This is a genomic window from Tolumonas lignilytica (genome assembly GCF_000527035.1).
Taxonomy (GTDB): domain Bacteria; phylum Pseudomonadota; class Gammaproteobacteria; order Enterobacterales; family Aeromonadaceae; genus Tolumonas; species Tolumonas lignilytica.
The window spans coordinates 1,659,825-1,677,973 of sequence record NZ_AZUK01000001.1; the positions used below are offsets into that span (position 1 = coordinate 1,659,825).

17 protein-coding genes are annotated in these 18,149 nt (G+C 54.8%); 8 read left to right on the forward strand and 9 right to left on the reverse strand.

Annotation, left to right across the window (positions count from 1 at the left end; genetic code table 11):
* Positions 1-10: 10 nt before the first annotated feature.
* From H027_RS0107760 to kdgR, 7 genes are all read right to left on the reverse strand, one after another.
* The gene (locus tag H027_RS0107760) at positions 11-1,729 is read right to left on the reverse strand and encodes a putative bifunctional diguanylate cyclase/phosphodiesterase (protein WP_038149222.1); all 1,719 of its coding nucleotides are present in this window, start codon (positions 1,727-1,729) and stop codon (positions 11-13) included.
* 8 nt (positions 1,730-1,737) lie between these two features.
* Positions 1,738-2,181, reverse strand: coding sequence for a response regulator (locus H027_RS0107765; protein ID WP_024871900.1), 444 nt, complete (start codon positions 2,179-2,181; stop codon positions 1,738-1,740).
* Positions 2,178-4,184, reverse strand: a complete 2,007-nt coding sequence (locus H027_RS18315; protein ID WP_161632450.1) for a transporter substrate-binding domain-containing protein — start codon at positions 4,182-4,184, stop codon at positions 2,178-2,180. The genes H027_RS0107765 and H027_RS18315 overlap by 4 nt, the downstream gene beginning before the upstream one ends.
* A 136-nt stretch (positions 4,185-4,320) precedes the next feature.
* The gene (tatC, locus tag H027_RS0107775) at positions 4,321-5,046 is read right to left on the reverse strand and encodes a twin-arginine translocase subunit TatC (protein WP_024871902.1); all 726 of its coding nucleotides are present in this window, start codon (positions 5,044-5,046) and stop codon (positions 4,321-4,323) included.
* Positions 5,043-5,246: a Sec-independent protein translocase protein TatB gene (tatB, locus tag H027_RS18985; protein WP_051448970.1), complete on the reverse strand. Its 204-nt coding sequence runs from the start codon at positions 5,244-5,246 to the stop codon at positions 5,043-5,045. The genes tatC and tatB overlap by 4 nt, the downstream gene beginning before the upstream one ends.
* A 3-nt stretch (positions 5,247-5,249) precedes the next feature.
* The gene (gene tatA / locus H027_RS0107785; protein WP_024871903.1) at positions 5,250-5,438 is read right to left on the reverse strand and encodes a twin-arginine translocase TatA/TatE family subunit; all 189 of its coding nucleotides are present in this window, start codon (positions 5,436-5,438) and stop codon (positions 5,250-5,252) included.
* A 117-nt stretch (positions 5,439-5,555) separates the two neighbouring features.
* Positions 5,556-6,368 (reverse strand): DNA-binding transcriptional regulator KdgR, encoded by an 813-nt coding sequence (kdgR, locus tag H027_RS0107790; protein ID WP_038149595.1) that lies wholly within the window; start codon positions 6,366-6,368, stop codon positions 5,556-5,558.
* Positions 6,369-6,600: 232 nt separating this feature from the next.
* On the opposite strand from kdgR, the gene kdgK reads away from it, so the two are divergent.
* The 3 genes from kdgK to H027_RS0107805 all read left to right on the forward strand — a co-directional run bounded on the left by kdgK (position 6,601) and on the right by H027_RS0107805 (position 9,216).
* Positions 6,601-7,542: a 2-dehydro-3-deoxygluconokinase gene (gene kdgK / locus H027_RS0107795; protein ID WP_024871905.1), complete on the forward strand. Its 942-nt coding sequence runs from the start codon at positions 6,601-6,603 to the stop codon at positions 7,540-7,542.
* A gap of 18 nt (positions 7,543-7,560) precedes the next feature.
* The gene (locus H027_RS0107800; protein WP_024871906.1) at positions 7,561-8,187 is read left to right on the forward strand and encodes a bifunctional 4-hydroxy-2-oxoglutarate aldolase/2-dehydro-3-deoxy-phosphogluconate aldolase; all 627 of its coding nucleotides are present in this window, start codon (positions 7,561-7,563) and stop codon (positions 8,185-8,187) included.
* A gap of 114 nt (positions 8,188-8,301) precedes the next feature.
* A complete protein-coding gene (locus H027_RS0107805; protein WP_024871907.1) occupies positions 8,302-9,216 on the forward strand; it encodes a Gfo/Idh/MocA family protein in 915 nt (304 codons plus the stop codon).
* A 10-nt stretch (positions 9,217-9,226) separates the two neighbouring features.
* Here H027_RS0107805 and H027_RS17645 read toward each other — a convergent pair whose 3' ends face one another.
* Positions 9,227-10,111: an acyltransferase gene (locus tag H027_RS17645; protein WP_038149223.1), complete on the reverse strand. Its 885-nt coding sequence runs from the start codon at positions 10,109-10,111 to the stop codon at positions 9,227-9,229.
* A 206-nt stretch (positions 10,112-10,317) separates the two neighbouring features.
* On the opposite strand from H027_RS17645, the gene H027_RS0107815 reads away from it, so the two are divergent.
* The 5 genes from H027_RS0107815 (at position 10,318) to H027_RS0107835 (ending at position 16,767) form a co-directional block, all read left to right on the forward strand.
* Complete coding sequence (locus H027_RS0107815; protein WP_024871908.1) at positions 10,318-10,974, forward strand: Bax inhibitor-1 family protein; 657 nt, start codon at positions 10,318-10,320, stop codon at positions 10,972-10,974.
* Between the two features lie 107 nt (positions 10,975-11,081).
* Positions 11,082-13,001 (forward strand): cation:proton antiporter, encoded by a 1,920-nt coding sequence (locus tag H027_RS0107820; RefSeq protein ID WP_024871909.1) that lies wholly within the window; start codon positions 11,082-11,084, stop codon positions 12,999-13,001.
* Positions 12,904-13,809 (forward strand): AAA family ATPase, encoded by a 906-nt coding sequence (locus H027_RS0107825; protein WP_024871910.1) that lies wholly within the window; start codon positions 12,904-12,906, stop codon positions 13,807-13,809. Before H027_RS0107820 ends, H027_RS0107825 begins: the two co-directional genes overlap by 98 nt.
* The gene (locus tag H027_RS0107830; protein WP_024871911.1) at positions 13,806-14,783 is read left to right on the forward strand and encodes a DUF58 domain-containing protein; all 978 of its coding nucleotides are present in this window, start codon (positions 13,806-13,808) and stop codon (positions 14,781-14,783) included. The genes H027_RS0107825 and H027_RS0107830 overlap by 4 nt, the downstream gene beginning before the upstream one ends.
* Positions 14,770-16,767 carry a transglutaminase TgpA family protein gene (locus tag H027_RS0107835; RefSeq protein WP_024871912.1) on the forward strand — a complete coding sequence of 666 codons (1,998 nt, stop codon included), beginning with the start codon at positions 14,770-14,772 and terminating at the stop codon, positions 16,765-16,767. Before H027_RS0107830 ends, H027_RS0107835 begins: the two co-directional genes overlap by 14 nt.
* Here H027_RS0107835 and H027_RS0107840 read toward each other — a convergent pair.
* Positions 16,762-18,126: a histidine-type phosphatase gene (locus H027_RS0107840; protein WP_024871913.1), complete on the reverse strand. Its 1,365-nt coding sequence runs from the start codon at positions 18,124-18,126 to the stop codon at positions 16,762-16,764. The two genes, H027_RS0107835 and H027_RS0107840, sit on opposite strands and share 6 nt — an antisense overlap.
* Between the last annotated feature and the right edge of the window lie 23 nt (positions 18,127-18,149).

Below are 18,149 nucleotides of genomic sequence, written 5' to 3' on the forward strand. Positions count from 1 at the left end.
GATGCGAGCGCTACGCCGTCAGAAATAATGCCTCAAATTCATCGGCAGGCTGTGGACGGGAAAAATAATAGCCTTGCAGCAGATGGCAACCATGCCGCCGGCAGAAGTCCGCCTGTTGCTCGGTCTCCACCCCTTCGGCGATGATTTTCATACCCAGCGCTTTGGCAAACGCAATGATCGCCACCAGTAAACGCTCGCTCTTCTCTTCATGGCCAATGGCAGAGACAAAGCCTTTATCAATTTTCAGGACACTGATCGGAAACAGCTTGAGATGATCCAATGAGGAGTAGCCGGTACCAAAATCATCCAACGACAGCCCCACCCCTTGCGCCACAATCGCCGACAGCATCGCCACCGTGGAATGAGTATCGCTGATCAGCACGCTTTCCGTGATTTCCAGCTCAAGACTCGCGGAATCCAGCGCATGTTCGCTTAAAATATTTTGGATGGCTCGGGATAAGCCACTCTGCCGGATCTGCACCGCCGACAGATTCATCGACAGCACCAACTGGTGAGTGGTCTCCGGCTGGCGTTGTTTCCACGCTTGCAACTGCCGGCAACCCTCCTGCAACACCCAATGACCGATCTCCACAATCAGCCCCGTCTCTTCGGCAATCGGCAGAAATGCATCGGGCGTGAGCAAACCCAGTGTCGGGTGCTGCCAGCGCAATAAGGCTTCCATGCCACCGATACGATGATCGACCGACTGGATCTGCGCCTGATAAAACAGCCGGAATTCGTTTCGCTCCAGCGCTTTCACCAAGTCATGTTTCATTCTGGCCCGGTATTCCACCGCATCCTGCAGTGCTGCGGAATAGAACTGGCTCTGGTTACGCCCGGCCCGCTTGGCATGATACAGCGCCACATCGGCCGATTTCAGGAGATCGAGTTCCGAATTCGTGCCATGCTCCAGAATGGCAATGCCGATGCTGGTCGTGATGATCTGCTCCGTCGCACCCAGTTGCACCGGAACCTGCAAGGCAGCCACGATGCGCTCCGCCAGATGCGTCGCCTGATCGGGGTGTTGCAGATCGGTCATCAGCACCACAAATTCATCGCCACCCAGACGGCACAGATAATCGCTCTCACGCACAATACCGCTCAGCCGTTGCGCCATTTCCACCAGCAACAGATCACCGGCATCATGCCCCAGCGTGTCGTTGATACTTTTGAAGTCATCCAGATCCAGCAGCAGCAGCGCAAGATTCTCGTCGCCACGTCGGGCCCGAGCCACCGCCTTCGCCAGTGCCATTTCAAAACCCCGCCGGTTACTGAGCCCGGTCAGTGGATCCCGTTCCGACAATTGTCGTAACTGTTCGCGACTGTTACGCAGCGCTTCCTCGATCTGATAACGCTGCCGCGCCTGCCGCACCGCCCGTGACAGGCGACGACCATTGACCTCATCTTTGAGCAGAAAATCCTGCGCACCGGCTTCCAGACAGCGCTCGGCCAACGTCTCATCTTCCTGATGACTCAGCATCACCACCGCGACACCTTCAAAGCGCCCGCCACGCAGTGAATGCAGCACATCGATACCGTCTTGGTCTGGCAGCCGGTAGTCCAGCAGAATCGCGTCAAAATGCTGCTCACCCGCCAGCTTGAGCCCTTCTGCTGCCGTTGCGGCCGCCACAACCTCGCACGCCACCAGACTTTGTTTTAAAGCCCGGTGAATGGCATGACGATCAACCTCGTCATCATCAATCAACAGAAAGCGCAGTGGCGTACTCATGTCAGACCTCAGACTCCGACCGGTAATTCAACAACACGCCAGTAGTGATCCAGCATGCCCATGATGCGTAGAAAACCATCCCCCACCTGACTTTTGACGATGTAGCCAGCCACATGCTGCTGATAGGCCACCACGATATCTTCATCGGCCTTCGAGGTGGTCAGCACAAACACTACTGCACTCGACAACACCGGGTCGTTCCGCAATTCAGCCAGCATCTCCAGCCCATTCATGCGCGGCATGTTGAGATCCAGCAAAATGATATAGGGCCGAGGTACCGCCGCGGGTTCGCGCAACAGCGCCAGCCCCTCCATGCCATCCCGGGCTCGGACAATCGGATTGGCAATCTTTAATTTTTTCAAAGCCCGTTCGACCCCCATGACGTCGACATCGTCATCCTCTACCAGCAGGATGGTCACTTCTTTATAGGGTTTGCTTTCTTCTGCCGTCATGTACTTTGTTCCTCAGGAATGACCGTCGGCCATGTAAAACGGAAGGTACAGCCATGCTGGCCGTCAGACTCCAGCGTGACTTTTCCGCCCACCGATTCCACTGCCTTCTTGACCAGTGCCAGACCGATGCCACTGCCTTCTACTTCATCGCGCGGTTTGAGTGTCTGGAACATGGCGAAAATCCGTTGCTGATGTTCCAATGGCACACCGGGCCCATCATCTTTTACAGCAAATTCGATGCCATTTTCGACAGGGTTGGCCGATACCTCTATGATCCCCTGCTTTTTATCGTGATGTTTGATCGCATTGCCGATCAGGTTGCGGAAAACTAGTTCCAGCGGCACCTTCCGGGTCTGCAACACAGGCATGTCGTCGGCGAGATGCAAAACAATCTGTTTACCACCTGAGGCTGTCAGATCAAATGCCGCCTGTACCAGCTCGTGTGTATTCACGGTCACGACATCATCGCTGATCCGCCCGACCCGCGAATAGGTCAGCAAGTCATCCAGCAACATCTCCATCCGGTTGATCCGGCTACGCATCAGGCGCAGATAATTGCGGGTATCCTCACTCAGCGTATCGCCCAGGTCTTCAGTGATCCAGGTGGCTAACTGATCAATCCCCCGTAACGGTGATTTCAGATCATGCGAGGCGACATAGGCAAAACTGTTCAATTCATCATTAATGCGCGTCAACTGATTGACTAACTGCAACTGCCGTTGCTCGGCGCGACGTTCTTTCGTGACGTCAAAGGTAATGCCGAATAGACGGATCGCCTGTCCGTTGGTATCCCGGATGGCAGAAGCCAGCGATTTAACATGATGGATCGCGCCATCCGGCAGCAGGATGCGGTATTCCGTGTCAAATTCGCGCACCCCGAGAATCGCCTCGTTTAAATTCTGTGTTTTTTGCGCCCGATCTTCCGGGTGAGTGGCATTCTCCCAAAGTTCCGTCGGGTTCGCGTATTGTTCTCGTTCCCGGTGGTAAATCCGGTACATCCAGTCATCCCATTCGATCCGCCCGGAATAGGGGTCGTAGTCCCAAAATCCCAGCCCGGCGGCATCAGAAGCCATCGAAAAGCGCATATTCTGTTCTTCGATAATCTTTTGCGCCGCCGCCTGCTCCGCCGTTTTGGCTTCCACCCGCAACTGCAGGCTCCAGTTCCAGAACGCCAAACAGCCAATGACCCCCAGGACGACCAGCAAGGCTTCAATGATCCCCCGCGTGGTCATAACTGACAAACCGTTCGTCAGTGCACTGCCCAGCCATTTCTCGTGGATCTGCTGTCGTTCCGACGCGGTAATTTGCGCAAAGCCCGCGGCAATGATCTGTTTCAGTTGCGTGTTGCCCAACCGGACAGCCCAATGAAACTGCCCGACGGAAAGCGGCCGCGTGTAGTTAAAGCGCTGACTTAACCCTTTTTTATACAGAAAATACATGGCCGGTGGTTTGTCGATACAGAATACCACTACGTCTTCCCGGGCCGCCGCATCGATCATGGCTTCATAACTGGGGTAGCTTTTCAGGCTGGTAATGTGGTGTTGCTGCAAGGTGTCAATACAGGCATCCCCGGCTTTGACCCCGACGGTAAAACCGCGCAGTGAATCGGCATCGACGATGCCGGAAATTTTCCGATTAAAAAAAATCGACACATCAATATCGGCATAGGGTGCGGAGAAGTCATAGTGTTTTCGTCGTTCCGGGGTCACAAAGATAGTATCGATGACATCCGCCCGCCCGGCGGCCATTTGCGCTTGCGCTTGACTCCAATCCATCGCCTCAATGTTCACCGCGATGCCGGTATGCTTTGACCAGAGATCCCAGGTATCTTTCAGGATGCCCTGCAGATGCCCTTCGGCATCGAGAAAGGTGTAAGGCGGGTAATTATTATCCATCACCACGGTGATCGTGGAAGGCGTCGTGGCAGCATAAACCACCGGGGCCACACCCCACAGTGCAGCAAACCAGCCCAGCCACAGCCAGTGTCGAATCCGTTGCCTCATCAATGCCATTTTATCCCTTTCCGTTGGTCATGATCTCTGTGCTGACTGATAAATCAGCCAACAAGAATAACGACTTATGATGTCAGGATAATGATCTTTCGTTGCCAAATAGCAACATTTGAGAGAAACATCCGGTTTAGCGGGCGACCGTGATGGCTGACGCTTTCGGCATCCAGCAGTATGCCAGCCATAACCCGGCTTCAAACAGCAGACACAACGGCACCGCCAGTAACGTTTGAGACAACACATCCGGTGGCGATAACAGCATGCCGACAATAAAAGCCAGCACGATAAAATGTGGGCGTTTCGTTTTCAGCGCAGTAACCGACGTGACACCGGTGCGACAGAGCACCGCAATCAGCAACGGCAACTGAAATGCAGCACCAAACGAGAAAAACATCGTCAGCACGAAATCAAGGTAACTGCCGATATCCGTGGCCATGCTGACCCCGGTCGGCAGGGCACCGACCATGAAACGAAAAATCAGTGGCAATACTACGTAGTAGGCGAAAGCAATGCCCGTATAAAACAGCAGATTGCTGCCAAACAGCAAGGGCAGTAACCAGCGCTGTTCGTGACGATATAAAGCCGGTGCCAGAAAGCCCCAGATCTGCCAGAGCAGATAAGGCAAAGCCAGCAACAGCACCACCAGCAAGGTCAGTTTCAGCGGCACCAGAAACGGCGCCGAGACCGCCGTCGCAATCATGTGTGTGCCCTGCGGCAAGACCGCCAGCAACGGCGTTGCCAGCAGATGATAGATAGCATTGGCAAAATAACTGAGCGGCAGAAACAGCACCAGCAATACCAACAGGCAATGCAGCAGACGCCGGCGTAACTCCAGCAGATGATTCAGTACATTCATGAGCGGGGCTCTTGCGGTTTCTCCGCCGTCGCCGCGTCCAGCTCTTTTTGCAGTGAGTGTTGCGCATGCTGCCAAAGCTGGCTAACCTGCCGCCGGAAGGCGCCGATATCCCGCAGCAGGGTTGGCAATTTTTCCGGCCCGAACACCACCAGTGCCACCACCGCACATAACACCAGCTCACTGAATCCGATATCGAACACGGGTCAGGCGCTCTGTTTTTCGCTGTCGGTCGTTTTCGCCGGTTCAGCAGCCTTAGGCTGTTCCTGCATGGCATGGCGAAAATCGCGGATCGCATGCCCGATGTCACCGCCTAACATGCGCACCTTCTTGCTACCGAACAGCACGATGGCAATAAACGCAATCAACAATAATTCCGTGACACTGAAATGCATTTGAATCTCCACTCAATTATCTTAAATGATAATCTATATCATTTTCGTTTGCATTTCACCTGTTACGCCATAAAAAAGCCGATCGGCGGATCGGCTACATGCGCGCTATCACGAAGTTCAAGCTTCGGCAGGAAAAGGATAACGGCTCAAGCCCAACTGGAGAGAGATTGCCGCGGCCGCCTGATGCAGGAGCGCAACATAGTGCGCCAACTGGTTTTCATCAAAGCGAATAGTCGGGAAGGAGATACTTAATCCGGCCAGCACATGGCCAAAACGATCATAAACCGGCACCGCCACACAGCGGATACCCATTTCCTGTTCTTCGCGATCTTCACTGAAACCGCTGCGGCGGACATCCGCCAGCTCTTGCAGCAAGGCGTCAATATCGGCCAGCGTGTTGGCGGTTTTGGCTTCAAAAGTCACGGCCGCCAGAATGTCACGGATCGTCTGCTCATCCAGCCAGGCCAGTAATACCTTGCCAATGGCCGTGCAATACAGTGGATTACGCCGCCCGACACGGGAATACATGCGCAGGCTATATAACGAATCAATCTTGTGCAGATAGACGATACTCTCATCCTCCATCGCGCCCAGATGAATGGTTTCCTGTGTTGCTTTGGAAAGCATGCGCATCTGCTGATCGGCAATACGAATCAAATCGACGTGCTGTAACGCTTTGGCACCGAGATCGAACAACTTCAGCGTCAGTGAATATTTATCGTTTTCCCCTTCCTGCTGCACGTAACCCAGCGATTTCATGGTCTGTAGAAAACGATAAACCGTACTCTTCGACATCATCACCCGCTGTGATAGCTCGGTCACCCCGATTTCATGTTCATCACCCAGTGCCTGCAAAATACCGAATACCTTGAGCACCGACGAAACGGAATCCTGCTGTTTGGAAAAGTCGTTCACCACTACCTCTGCCATGATTGTTAAAAACTGCTGCGGCCACATCTTATGCAAAGCCGGATACCGGCGCAAATCAACCGCATCAGCCCCTGCGCCCCCTTTTTATCATGACTTATTTTTGCCGCAACCTCCGCGTGTCAATTTTATGCATCTATCACAAATAAAATGAAACATCGTTTTATTTTATTTGACACAAAAGTTTGATTAGATAATCTATGCTTGTTTTTTAGACACAAAATGAGAAACATCCATGGCTACTCTCAACATCGCCATCATCGGTGAATGCATGGTGGAACTACAGCGCCGGGAGCAGGATATCCGGCAAGGATTCGGCGGTGACACGTTGAATACGGCGGTTTATCTTGCCCGTCAATTAGCGGCCGACCAGGGCAAGGTGTTTTATGTTTCTGCCTTGGGCACCGATCATTTCAGCCAAAGCATGATTGATGCGTGGCAATCAGAAAGGATCGATACGTCGCTGGTACAACGTCTGCCCCACAAAATGCCCGGGCTCTATTTTATCGATACCGATGCACAGGGTGAGCGCAGTTTTTCCTACTGGCGCAGTGATGCGGCGGCGAAATACTGGCTGGAAACCGAGCAGACCAACCAGGTGCTGGAACAGTTATCCCATATGGATGTCCTCTATCTGAGCGGGATCAGCCTGGCCATTCTGAACCCCGCCAGCCGCCAACGCCTGTTCCAGTTTCTCGCGTCATTCCGAGCACAGGGTGGCCGAGTGGTCTTTGATAATAACTATCGCCCTCGCCTCTGGCTCAGCCGTGAAGAAACACAACAGTGCTACCAGCAGATGCTGCAGCTGACCGACATCGCCTTTCTCACTTTGGATGATGAAGATGCACTCTGGGGAAAATGCGCGTTGGAGACCGTGATCCACCGAACCCAAGACTTAGGCGTCCGTGAAATAGTGATTAAACGGGGTGCCGAACCTTGTGTCATCGTCAGTCAGAACGGCGTTCAGGAAACCGTCGCGGCACAAAAAATTGCCGCCAGCGCCGTCATTGATACCACGGCGGCCGGCGATTCGTTCAGTGCCGGTTATCTGGCCCGTCGCCTGCAACACGGCAGCGTGACCGCCTCGGCAGAACAAGGCCATCGCTTAGCCGGCACCGTGATCCAATATCGTGGCGCCATTATTCCGGCTGACGCCATGCCGTCAGTCGTCCTTTAATTTATTCCAGGAGAAATCATGTCGACCTTAGTGGAACGTTTGCAGGCACTGAAGATCATTCCGGTTATTGCCATCAAGCAGGCCGATGACGCGGTTGAATTGGGCCGGGTATTGGTGGCAAACGGAATGCCAAGCGCCGAAATTACTTTTCGCACACCGGCTGCCGCAGAGGCTATCCGTCGGTTACGAGCCGCCTTCCCCGACATGCTGATCGGCGCAGGAACGGTGCTCACCACGGCACAGGTCGATGAAGCGATCGCGGCAGGTGTCGACTTCATTGTCAGCCCCGGTTTTAATCCGACCACCGTGCGTTATTGCCAACAACGTGGTGTCGCCATCGTACCCGGTGTGAACAACCCGAGTCTGGTCGAACAAGCGATGGAAATGGGCCTTAACATGCTGAAATTCTTCCCGGCGGAACCCTCTGGCGGTGTCAACATGCTGAAAGCGATGTCTGCGGTCTATCCGGTAAAATTCATGCCGACCGGCGGTGTGACGCCCGAGAATGTGAAAAGCTATCTGGGCTTAAAAACCGTGGTGGCCTGTGGTGGCACCTGGATGGTTCCTGCCGATCTGATCGACCAGCAGCAATGGGACAAAATAGGCCTGCTGGCCAAAGAGGCCATGGCCGCACTCAACGCATAGAAATGTCTTACCGGTAACAAAACAGCAACCGGATCGGCTCAGGCTCCGTATCCGGTCTTGCATCCCGGTGACCGGCGACACTACCATGTTGTTTTCTCGGCGAAAGGAGGCGGCATGCGTAAGCTACGGGTCGGCATCGTGGGGTTGGGCGGTATCGCGCAGAAAGTCTATTTGCCGATCTTGTCGCAGGCCCGCCATTGGGAATTGATCGGGGCCTACTCCCCCAACCAGCAGAAAAACTGTCTGCTCTGCCAGCAATACCGTATCGTCTCGTTCTTTTCACTGGATGAACTGGCCGCCAACTGTGACGTCGCCTTCATTCACAGTTCGACCGCCACCCATTACGACATCGCCAGCCACCTGCTGCAAAAGGGGCTGCATGTGTATGTCGATAAACCGCTGGCCGACACGCTGGATCAGGCAGAGGCACTGGTTGAACTGGCCGAAAAAAAGCAACTGACTCTGATGGTCGGTTTCAACCGCCGCTTTGCCCCGTTTTATCAGATCATCAAAGAGCAGATGCCTTGTGCCGCCGCCGTCCGTTTTGAAAAACACCGCATCCACGGCATCGGAAATTCTCTGCGCTTTACGATGCTCGACGATTATCTGCATCTGCTGGACACCGTGCTCTGGCTCTGTGACGGCGAGCTGTCGCTGCTGGCCAGCCAGATCAATACCACGGTACAGGATGAGCTGATTTTTGCCGGACACACCTTCCGTCATGACAACAAACTGATCAACACCGCCATGCACCGCGACGCCGGCACGCAGGCAGAAACACTGGAGGTCGTCACACACGGTGCCGTGATGCGCGTCCGCGATTTAAACCGGCTGGAAGAGGAACGGGATGGAAAAATCTACGTGACGACTGCCGGTAGCTGGCAAACCATTCTGGAACTGCGCGGCTTCGCCCCGATGGTGAAGCACTATCTGGAGTGTGTCGCTAACCAGACCACGCCGCTGGTCTCGGGGGAACAGGCGCTGATCGCTCAGCGCTGGATGGAAAAATTACTGGCGGAAACCCGATAGCAATGAGCGCCTAGCGCTCATTCAACAACTGATCCTTGCGTTGCCAGACGTCGCTCAGCCACTGCTGGAATCCCCGTTTAAACGGTTTATCCTTCATATAATCACCCCGCTGCACCTCGGTCACCGGGATCTCTTCAATCCAGACCTGGATCCGTTTCATGCGTCCACTCAGCATGTCATGGAACGGGCGTTCCTGATTGTCTGGATAGGCCAGTGTCACATTCACGATCTTCTCAAACTGCTCACCCAGCACATTGATCGCCATGGCCAACCCGGCGGGTTTGGGCGTCAGCAAATGTTGGTACGGAGACTTGGTCTCTGCGCGTTTTTGTGGCGTAAACCGGCTGCCCTCAACGAAATTGATGACTGTGGTCGGAATGGTCTTGAACTTGGCACACGCCTCGCGCGCCGTAGTGACATCCTTGCCGCGTAAGGCCGGATTTTTCAATAATTGCTGACGGGTGTAGCGGCGCATAAACGGCATGTCCAGCCCCCAGCAGGCCAGACCGACAAACGGGACATACAGCAGGTCATGTTTCAGGAAAAATTTGGGGACGGGCAGCCGGTTACGGAAAATATCACCGATCAACACAATATCCGCCCAGCTCTGATGATTACAGATCACCATATGCCAGCCCTTGGGGTTTAACTGGGTGGTGTCGTGAACTTCCCATTCGACCCGGTTCACCAACCGCAACATCAGCGCATTGCCACACAACCAACCGTACATCACCCCATTACAGGCCTGTGTCAGGCGATGTCTGATGGCCGCGATCGGCAACAGCAATTTCAGTATGGCCAGCACACCAATCAATAAAGAGACTAACGCAGTATTCAAAATCACCATGGCGACACTGAATACCAACAACACAAAACCGGGCAGGAACGACAGCATAATAGTAAAAATCAGTCAGCAGGGTTAAAGACTTCTGGCCTCAGGCCGTTCGAAAGCGCGCATTATCGCTGCAAGATCGCAGCAGGTGAAGTGATAAATCTATTTTTCTGTCAAGTTCTTTTGCTGCTCCGTTTGAAACACTACTAGGCAAATTCCATGACTTCTGCTCATAATGTAAGCTCTTTTTTTCTTCATGGGATCACACAATGGAAACCAGTGTATTCAAACGCACACAGCTCGTCGGCGAACAAATCAGCCCTTCATTATACAACCTGACCATCGGTCTGACCTTGTGCTGGGGTTTCTTTGTCAACTGGCTAATGATGATGACCATCCCGGTGGAAAGTCTGTATACCATTGATCACCGTCTGTTTTTTATCGGCTATTTCCTCTGCTGCATGGCCGGTAGTGTCATCCTGAACCGCTCCGTCAACCCGCTGATCAGCTTCCTCGGCTACAACCTGATTGTCGTCCCGTTTGGTCTGGTGCTGAATCTGGTGGTGAGCCAGTTCGACAGTGCCTTAGTGCTGGAAGCCATGCGGGTGACCGGTGAAATTACCTTTGTCATGATGCTGTTGGGCAGTATGTATCCGGCCTTCTTTCAGGGGATCGGGCGCGCCCTGTTCTTTGCACTGCTGATCACGCTGGTCGTGCAGTTAGCAGAAGTCTTTATCTTCCACAAATCACATCCGCTGACCGACTGGGCCGTGGCCCTGATTTTCAGTGGTTACATCGGCTATGACTGGGCGCGGGCCAATGCCCTGCCCAAAACGCTGGATAACGCCATCGACAGTGCTGCCGCGCTGTATCTCGACATCATCAATCTCTTTTTGCGTGTGCTGCGAATCCTCAGTCGTCGCTAAGTGTTATCGGGCGGAATCTGGGTTGCCGAACCCAGGTTACCGCCCACGGATCCTGTTTTATTGCGGCGACAGAGTGATATCAGACTGACCACAGGGAGGATCACTTTATGTACGCGTTCTATCTGGCATCCGTCGTGGGTTTTGCCGTACTGGCACAATGGCTGGCCTGGAGCCTCCGGGTTCCGGCTATCCTGCTCCTCCTGATCACGGGGTTATCGCTCGGCGCCTGGCCGGCCGCCCCGTCACCGGATCGGCTACTGGGCAACCTGTTATTCCCGATCATTTCGCTTTCCGTGGCTGTGATCCTATTTGAAGGGGCGCTGACCCTCAAACTGAAAGACCTGAAAGGGATCGGCCATGTGGTGCGCAATCTCTGTTCAATCGGCGTCTTAACCACCTTTGTGGTGATTGCGCTGGCCAGCCATTTCATCATGGCGCTCGACTGGCGCATCGCGATTCTGCTGGGCTCGGTACTGACGGTCACCGGGCCGACCGTGATTGCCCCGATGCTCAGTATCATCCGACCCAAAAAAGAACTCGACCGCATCCTGCGCTGGGAAGGGATCATCATCGACCCCATCGGGGCACTGTTTGCTGTACTGGTGTTTGAAGGGGTTACGTTAAGCCAGCACAGTGATGTGCTCAGCCATACCTTGCTGGCACTGGGCAAAACGCTGGGCGTCGGCATCTCATTGGGGGCGTTCATGGGCTGGCTCACCAGCCTGCTGATCCGGCGGAAATGGCTACCTTACGAGTTACATAAATTTGGGGTGCTGGCCATTGTGCTGCTGACCATGACCCTCTCGAATCGGTTCAGTGCCGAATCCGGCTTGCTGGCCGTGACCATTCTCGGGATCTGGATGGCCAATCAGGATGATCTGGAAATTGATGCCATTTTAGAATTCAAAGAAGACTTATCGATGATCCTGATTTCGGCCCTGTTCATCCTGCTGGCCGCCCGACTCGATCTGGCAGCCTTATGGCGACTGGGGCCGATGGTCTTGTTGATGATGGGTGTCGTGCAGTTTATTGCCCGCCCCGCCTGTATCTTCCTTTCCTGCATAAATTCCGGCCTCCGTTTCCGGGAAAAACTGCTGTTAAGCTGGATCGCACCACGCGGGATTGTCGCTGCCGCTGTCAGCTCCGTCTTCGCACTCAGTCTGGAGGCGAATCAGGTTCCGGATGCCGACAAGCTGGTGCCGCTGGTCTTTTCCGTCATCATCTCCACCGTCGTGCTGCAAAGTCTCACCAGCACCTGGCTGGCCCGGCGTCTCGGTCTGCAACAACCCAATCCAGAGACTATTCTTATCATTGGGGCCAATGCACTGGCCCGGGCTATCGGACAGGCACTGAATGAGCAGAAGATTCCCGTCTATCTCTCTGATCCGGCGTGGGAAAACTACAAGCTGGCCCGGTTGGCGGGGTTACCCTGTTATTATGGCAGCCCGCATTCAGAGCATGCCGAACGCTATTTGCCGCAGCATGAAATTAAATACGTGCTGGCCCTGTCGCCCAACCGGCAGCAGAACGCACTGGGCATCCAGCATTTCGCCCATCTCTACAGCGGAGAGCGGGTTTACTCGCTGCCACCGGGCGACATGGAAAAAAAGAAGAACCGCGACAGCGCAACATTTCGCGCCCGTCAGGTGTTGTTTGGCAAGGAGGTAACCTATTCACGATTGCGTAAGATGCTGGAAAGTGGCGGCAAAGTGAAAGTGACCCGTCTGGCCGACGCGTTCACATGGCGCGATTTCCAACAGACCAATGCAGACGCGATCCCGTTATTTGTGCTGAATGACAAGGGGCTGGTGCGCATCATGACGGCGGATAATCCGGTACTGCCGGTTGCGGGCAACGTGATCCTGTCGTTATCACCACAAAAAGAGAACAACCGGAACGAGCCCAATGGTGTATCAGGAGAGCCGAATCATGACCCAGCCACTCAGAGAGATCCTTCATACGCTGAATCAGGTAATTCTGGGCAAACAGGAAGAAATACAACTCGCGGTCTGCTGCCTGCTGGCTAAAGGGCACCTGCTGATTGAAGATCTGCCCGGCATGGGCAAAACCACGCTGGCTCATGCGCTGGCCACAGTGATGGGGCTGGACTATCAGCGAGTGCAGTTTACCTCCGACATGCTACCCGCCGATCTACTGGGGGTGTCGGTGTTTGAACAGCAACGTGAGTTTGTTTTTCATCCGGGGCCGATCTTCACGCAGGTATTACTGGCTGATGAGATCAACCGCGGCAGCCCACGGACGCAAAGTGCGTTGCTGGAGGCCATGGCCGAGCGACAGGTCAGTATCGACCGCGAAACACGTGCGTTGCCGGAACCGTTCTTTGTCATTGCCACACAAAATCCGCAGGATCAGGCTGGCACCTATCCGCTGCCGGAATCCCAGCTGGATCGCTTCCTGATGCGAATTGAGCTGGGCTACCCCGATCAGGCCACCGAAAAACAGATGCTGCTGCAAACGCAGCAGCTCAAGGTTACGCCGAAGCTGGACAGCCAGCATTTGCAGTTGATGCAACAGCAGGTGACTCAGGTTCGGGTCGCCGATGCCGCGCTGGATTATCTGCTCGGTCTGGTGCATGAAAGCCGCTATGCCGGGCTCACCCCGCACGCACTCTCGCCGCGGGCCAGTCAGGCATTACTCAGCGCCGCCCGCGCCTGGGCCTACATGGCAGGCCGGGATTATCTGCTGCCGGATGACATTCAGGCGGTCTTTGCCCCAGTGGCCGAACACCGCTTACGCAACGCCACCAGCAGTGTCATCGGGCAGCGCCAAAGCTTCAGCCGTGCCCTGCTGGAACGGGTGGACCCGGTACAATGAAGCTGTGGCAGGCGCTGCAACACCGCTGGCAGCAACGCATAGCAGACTGGCTGGCACAGCGTATTCCGCCTGCCGCGCAAATCACACTTAACCGGCATAATCTGTTTATCTTTCCCAGCCGAACCGGCGGCGTCTATCTGGCACTGACCGCAGCCATCTTTCTGCTCGGTTCCAACTATGAAAATAATCTGGTGTTGGCGCTGGCGTATCTGCTGTTCAGTCTGTTTGTGATTTCCATGCATTATTGTCACTTCAACCTGAGCGGCCTGCACATCGAAGTAATCCCCACTTCCACCAGCTATGCCGGCAAAACGGTCCGCTTTCAGATCCAGATCCATACCCGCTCGCGGCGGCGGTATGACCTGCATCTGACCGCCGACGGTGCCATCGGCGAACACCTGCCGGAACTCGCCGCACAGGATCAACTGGGGGTCAGTTTCCTTACCCAGCGTCGTGGCTGGCTGCATCCAGGGCGACTGCGGCTTTCCAGCCAGTGGCCACTGGGCCTGCTGCAATGCTGGACCCTCATTGACCTGCAACAACGCGTACTGGTTTACCCGCAGCCGCAGCCCTGTGAGCTGCAACTGCAGGCTGACGATGCCATGGCCAGCGGCGACCGCGCTGTGAGCGCGCACCACCAAACCACCGGGATGGATGAAATTCAGGGAGTGCGCCCTTACCGCCCCGGTGAATCACTCAGTCAGATTGCCTGGAAGCAGGTGGCACAGGGTCGCGGCTGGGTGAGCAAGGAGTTCAGCACGCCCTTGCCGGAACAATGCTGGCTGGAACTGCGAAAAACACCGGGCTACACTTTGGAGGAAAAACTGTCGCATCTTTGCTATCAGCTCCAACTGCTGGAACGACAAGGCAGCCGTTACGGACTGCTACTCGGCCAGCAACGTATTCCCCCCGGCGCCGGTGAACCTCACCAGACCGCTTGTCTGACCGCCTTGGCCTTGTATGAAGAGCACTGAAAATCTCTCGGTAGTATTGGGCCGGCAAACGCTGAACTGGCTCAGTGCCAGCTATCTGCTGATGGTGCTGCCGCTCTATACCGAACTGCATGGTGTCATTTATGGTTGTGCACTGCTGATTATCGCGTGGCGCTATGCGGTGGCGCAGGATCGTCTGCCGCCGCCGGCAGCCTGGCTGAAAAACGGGCTGGCCTTGGTCGGCATGGGCTTTGTTGCCTATCTGTGGCGCAGCAGCGGCTTATTACCCGCGATGTTTAATCTGCTGGTGTTGGGCTGTACGCTGAAATTTCTGGAGTTCAACAGCCGCCGCCATCTCAGTCTGCATGTGCTGTCTCTCTTTTTCCTCGGGGCACTAATGCTGATTTACCATCAGGGGCTGGCATTTACCCTGTATTTGCTGCTGGTCATCGCGCTCAATAGCATCGCTTTAGTGTCTATCTATCAAACCGACAGCTATCGCGCGCAATGGCAGCTTGGCCTTCGGTTGCTGTTGCAGAGTCTACCGCTCATGGCGGTGCTGTTCTTATTGATCCCCCACGCCGGCCCTTTGTGGCGATTACCGGATATACAACACGCCACGACCGGTTTGAATGAAGAGGTAACCCCGGGCGATATCGCCCAGCTTTCCCGCTCCAGTGCGCTGGCCTTTCGCGCCAGTTTCGACGGTGCATTACCGCCACCCACCGAACGTTATTGGCGGGCACTGGTCCATGAGAATTTTGATGGTAAAAGCTGGAGGGTCGCCAATTATCTGCGTGTCTGGTATCAACAGCAGGACAATCCGCTCCTCGCCACAACGCCCTTGCAAAAATTGATACCTTGGTCAGGCCCGTCTACGGCCTACCGGCTGATTGTCGAACCCAGCAATCAGCACTGGCTCTATAGCCTAGATCTGTCGCGACCGGAAACCAACGATGCCTTGCTGACCCCGGTGATGAGCCTGTATTCGCCTAAACGATTACAACAGGAAAAACAGGTGCAGCTGACCTATTTCCCGCAAAGCGTCATGCCACAAGCGCTCTCCCGTGCCCAGCGAGCCCTCGATCTGCAACTGCCGGCTGACAGCAACCCGCAAACTAGGGCATTGGCGGAAGAGTTACGTTTGAATCATCACGATGATCGCCAGTTTGTGCAGGCCGCACTGCACTATTTTGCCAGTCACAGCTTCACCTACACGCTGCAGCCACCCCCTCTGCAGGGCAACAACCAGATCGACGACTTTCTGTTTGGCAGCCGTCGCGGGTTCTGCGCCCATTTTGCCAGCAGCTTTACCTTTCTGCTCCGAGCGGCCGGTATTCCAGCCCGCATGGTCACCGGCTATCTCGGTGGGGAATATCATGCCAATGGCAACTATCTGAGCCTGTATCAGTTTGATGCCCATGCCTGGAGCGAAGTCTGGCTGGACGGACACTGGCAACGCGTGGACCCGACCCTCGTGGTCGCCCCGGAGCGAGCCAGTCAGAGTATTGATGACGTACTGCCGAGCGCCGAAACCCGCCTGCGGGATCCGTTCAGTCTGATCAGTTACCGCCATTATCTGCTACTGGCCCAGTTGCATGCTTTCCTGGCCGATATCGATTATCGCTGGACCTCGTGGGTGCTGAACTACAACAACCAATCACAGCAACAGTTGCTGCAAAATCTGTTTGGTAACAGCATGTGGGGACGCCTGTTCGCCATGCTCGGTGGGCTCAGTCTGGTGCTGGGTCTGGCCTGGCTGGTTCACTGGCTAAGCCGGGAACGGAACCGGCAAGACCCGTTAGTCAAAGCCTATTGCGCCGCCTGTCAGCGTCTGGCAAGGCAGGGGATCAGCCGTCAGGCTGGCGAAACGCCTCAGGCGCTGGTGTTGCGCCTGAGACAACTTCAGCATCCGGCCGCCGCGCTGATGCAGCAAATCACCGACTGCTATCTTGCCGCGCGGTATGCACAGGCCGACCCTCATCAGGCACGACGCCAGATCCGTCGGCTCAGCCGACGGTTATGAGCCGCCATACTGATAACAACGCTTCAACTCGTTGAAATCATAATAAAAGCTATTTGGTGCAACCGGATGACATGCTGCTTTGAACGGCATTTCCTGCTCGTTGTACAACATTCTGACCAGATAATGCTGCTGATTGTCGCGGTAAACATCCCATTGCATGTTGGCGGCCATTGGGATCACTTGGGCGCCACGCCATGGGTTGTTTTTATAGCGGTAGGGTGAGAGCAGAGTCGCTGGTTTATCACTGCCCGGTAATTGTAAAAAAGCAGCCAACGGTGCAATCACTTCAGCATGGGTAAAACGCAACCGCGCCACTTCCGGGGTCGGTGTCTCACTCAGATGCTGGATGGCAGCAAAAAAGTCATCCGCGAGCGGTTTGACCAGACGGTAGGTAATATCCTGTCCTTTAAAGGCCGGCCCTTTCTTGTAAAACGCTTCCGCATCGTTCAGATAGGCAAACCACACCGCCGCTTTTTTCGGTATGAAGCGGGAGAATGACCAGTGTCCTTCATTGCTCATGCCCGGTGTAATGCTATAGACATCATACAACAGGCGCGCCGTCGCCAGATCATCCGGTTCGACCACACGACCATCGACCGTGAACCGGTATTGCGTATTCTCCAATCGCGCGATGAAATCGTCATTGAACAGCGGGGTCAGCGTCATATGAGCCATTTTATGACTGGTCGACTGATCCGTGATCTCATGCAGCGTGTTACGCAGCAACCGGTTTTTCTTCAGATAGTGACGATACGGTTCGCTGTTGGCTGTTTTATGGAAATAGAGTAATTCCTGATCTTTCTGGGCCGGTAATACCAGCGGCGCCAAGGCCGGTTGCGCCTGTGTCAGCCCATCAACAAAATTAGCGGCACTCTCTTCTGCCCGTTGCAGACCGGAATGCCAGACACTGATTTTTTGACCTTGCTGGATCGCCTGCTGGAACAACGCCGCATCACGTTGATACAACCGTAGTGCCAACTGCTGATGTTCTTCTTTTCCTAGTTGGGTTAACTGGCCATAGCCCAGCTTTTTATCCGCAGCGAGCAATGCCTGCAACTGAGGCCCCAACTGTTTCCCCAAGGGCGTCAACGCCCCTTTTTTCTCTGCTTCCAACCAGATCTGATACAACACCTGATCGCTGTTGTGAGCTAAAGTCCGGGCACCATGCCGGGCAACCAGCTCGGTAAAGACCAACTGATAGCCGGCAGGCGCTGTCTGATAACTCTGCCACGATTGTTGCGCCACATAGGGAGTTTGTGAACCGAGATAGAGTGGTTCTTCTACTTCGGCCGCCACCGCAGGCAATGCCAACAGACTAAAACTGATCAGTTTTATCGATAAACGAGACAAACAAAACATAGTGGCCACTCCCCGAATATCGA

Coding starts and splice junctions, on each gene's coding strand:
- H027_RS0107760 (WP_038149222.1), bottom strand. CDS start 1,729: ATGAGTACGCCACTGCGCTTTCTGTTGATTGATGATGACGAGGTTGAT.
- H027_RS0107765 (WP_024871900.1), bottom strand. CDS start 2,181: ATGACGGCAGAAGAAAGCAAACCCTATAAAGAAGTGACCATCCTGCTG.
- H027_RS18315 (WP_161632450.1), bottom strand. CDS start 4,184: ATGAGGCAACGGATTCGACACTGGCTGTGGCTGGGCTGGTTTGCTGCA.
- tatC (WP_024871902.1), bottom strand. CDS start 5,046: ATGAATGTACTGAATCATCTGCTGGAGTTACGCCGGCGTCTGCTGCAT.
- tatA (WP_024871903.1), bottom strand. CDS start 5,438: ATGCATTTCAGTGTCACGGAATTATTGTTGATTGCGTTTATTGCCATC.
- kdgR (WP_038149595.1), bottom strand. CDS start 6,368: ATGGCAGAGGTAGTGGTGAACGACTTTTCCAAACAGCAGGATTCCGTT.
- kdgK (WP_024871905.1), top strand. CDS start 6,601: ATGGCTACTCTCAACATCGCCATCATCGGTGAATGCATGGTGGAACTA.
- H027_RS0107800 (WP_024871906.1), top strand. CDS start 7,561: ATGTCGACCTTAGTGGAACGTTTGCAGGCACTGAAGATCATTCCGGTT.
- H027_RS0107805 (WP_024871907.1), top strand. CDS start 8,302: ATGCGTAAGCTACGGGTCGGCATCGTGGGGTTGGGCGGTATCGCGCAG.
- H027_RS17645 (WP_038149223.1), bottom strand. CDS start 10,111: ATGCTGTCGTTCCTGCCCGGTTTTGTGTTGTTGGTATTCAGTGTCGCC.
- H027_RS0107815 (WP_024871908.1), top strand. CDS start 10,318: ATGGAAACCAGTGTATTCAAACGCACACAGCTCGTCGGCGAACAAATC.
- H027_RS0107820 (WP_024871909.1), top strand. CDS start 11,082: ATGTACGCGTTCTATCTGGCATCCGTCGTGGGTTTTGCCGTACTGGCA.
- H027_RS0107825 (WP_024871910.1), top strand. CDS start 12,904: ATGACCCAGCCACTCAGAGAGATCCTTCATACGCTGAATCAGGTAATT.
- H027_RS0107830 (WP_024871911.1), top strand. CDS start 13,806: ATGAAGCTGTGGCAGGCGCTGCAACACCGCTGGCAGCAACGCATAGCA.
- H027_RS0107835 (WP_024871912.1), top strand. CDS start 14,770: ATGAAGAGCACTGAAAATCTCTCGGTAGTATTGGGCCGGCAAACGCTG.
- H027_RS0107840 (WP_024871913.1), bottom strand. CDS start 18,126: ATGTTTTGTTTGTCTCGTTTATCGATAAAACTGATCAGTTTTAGTCTG.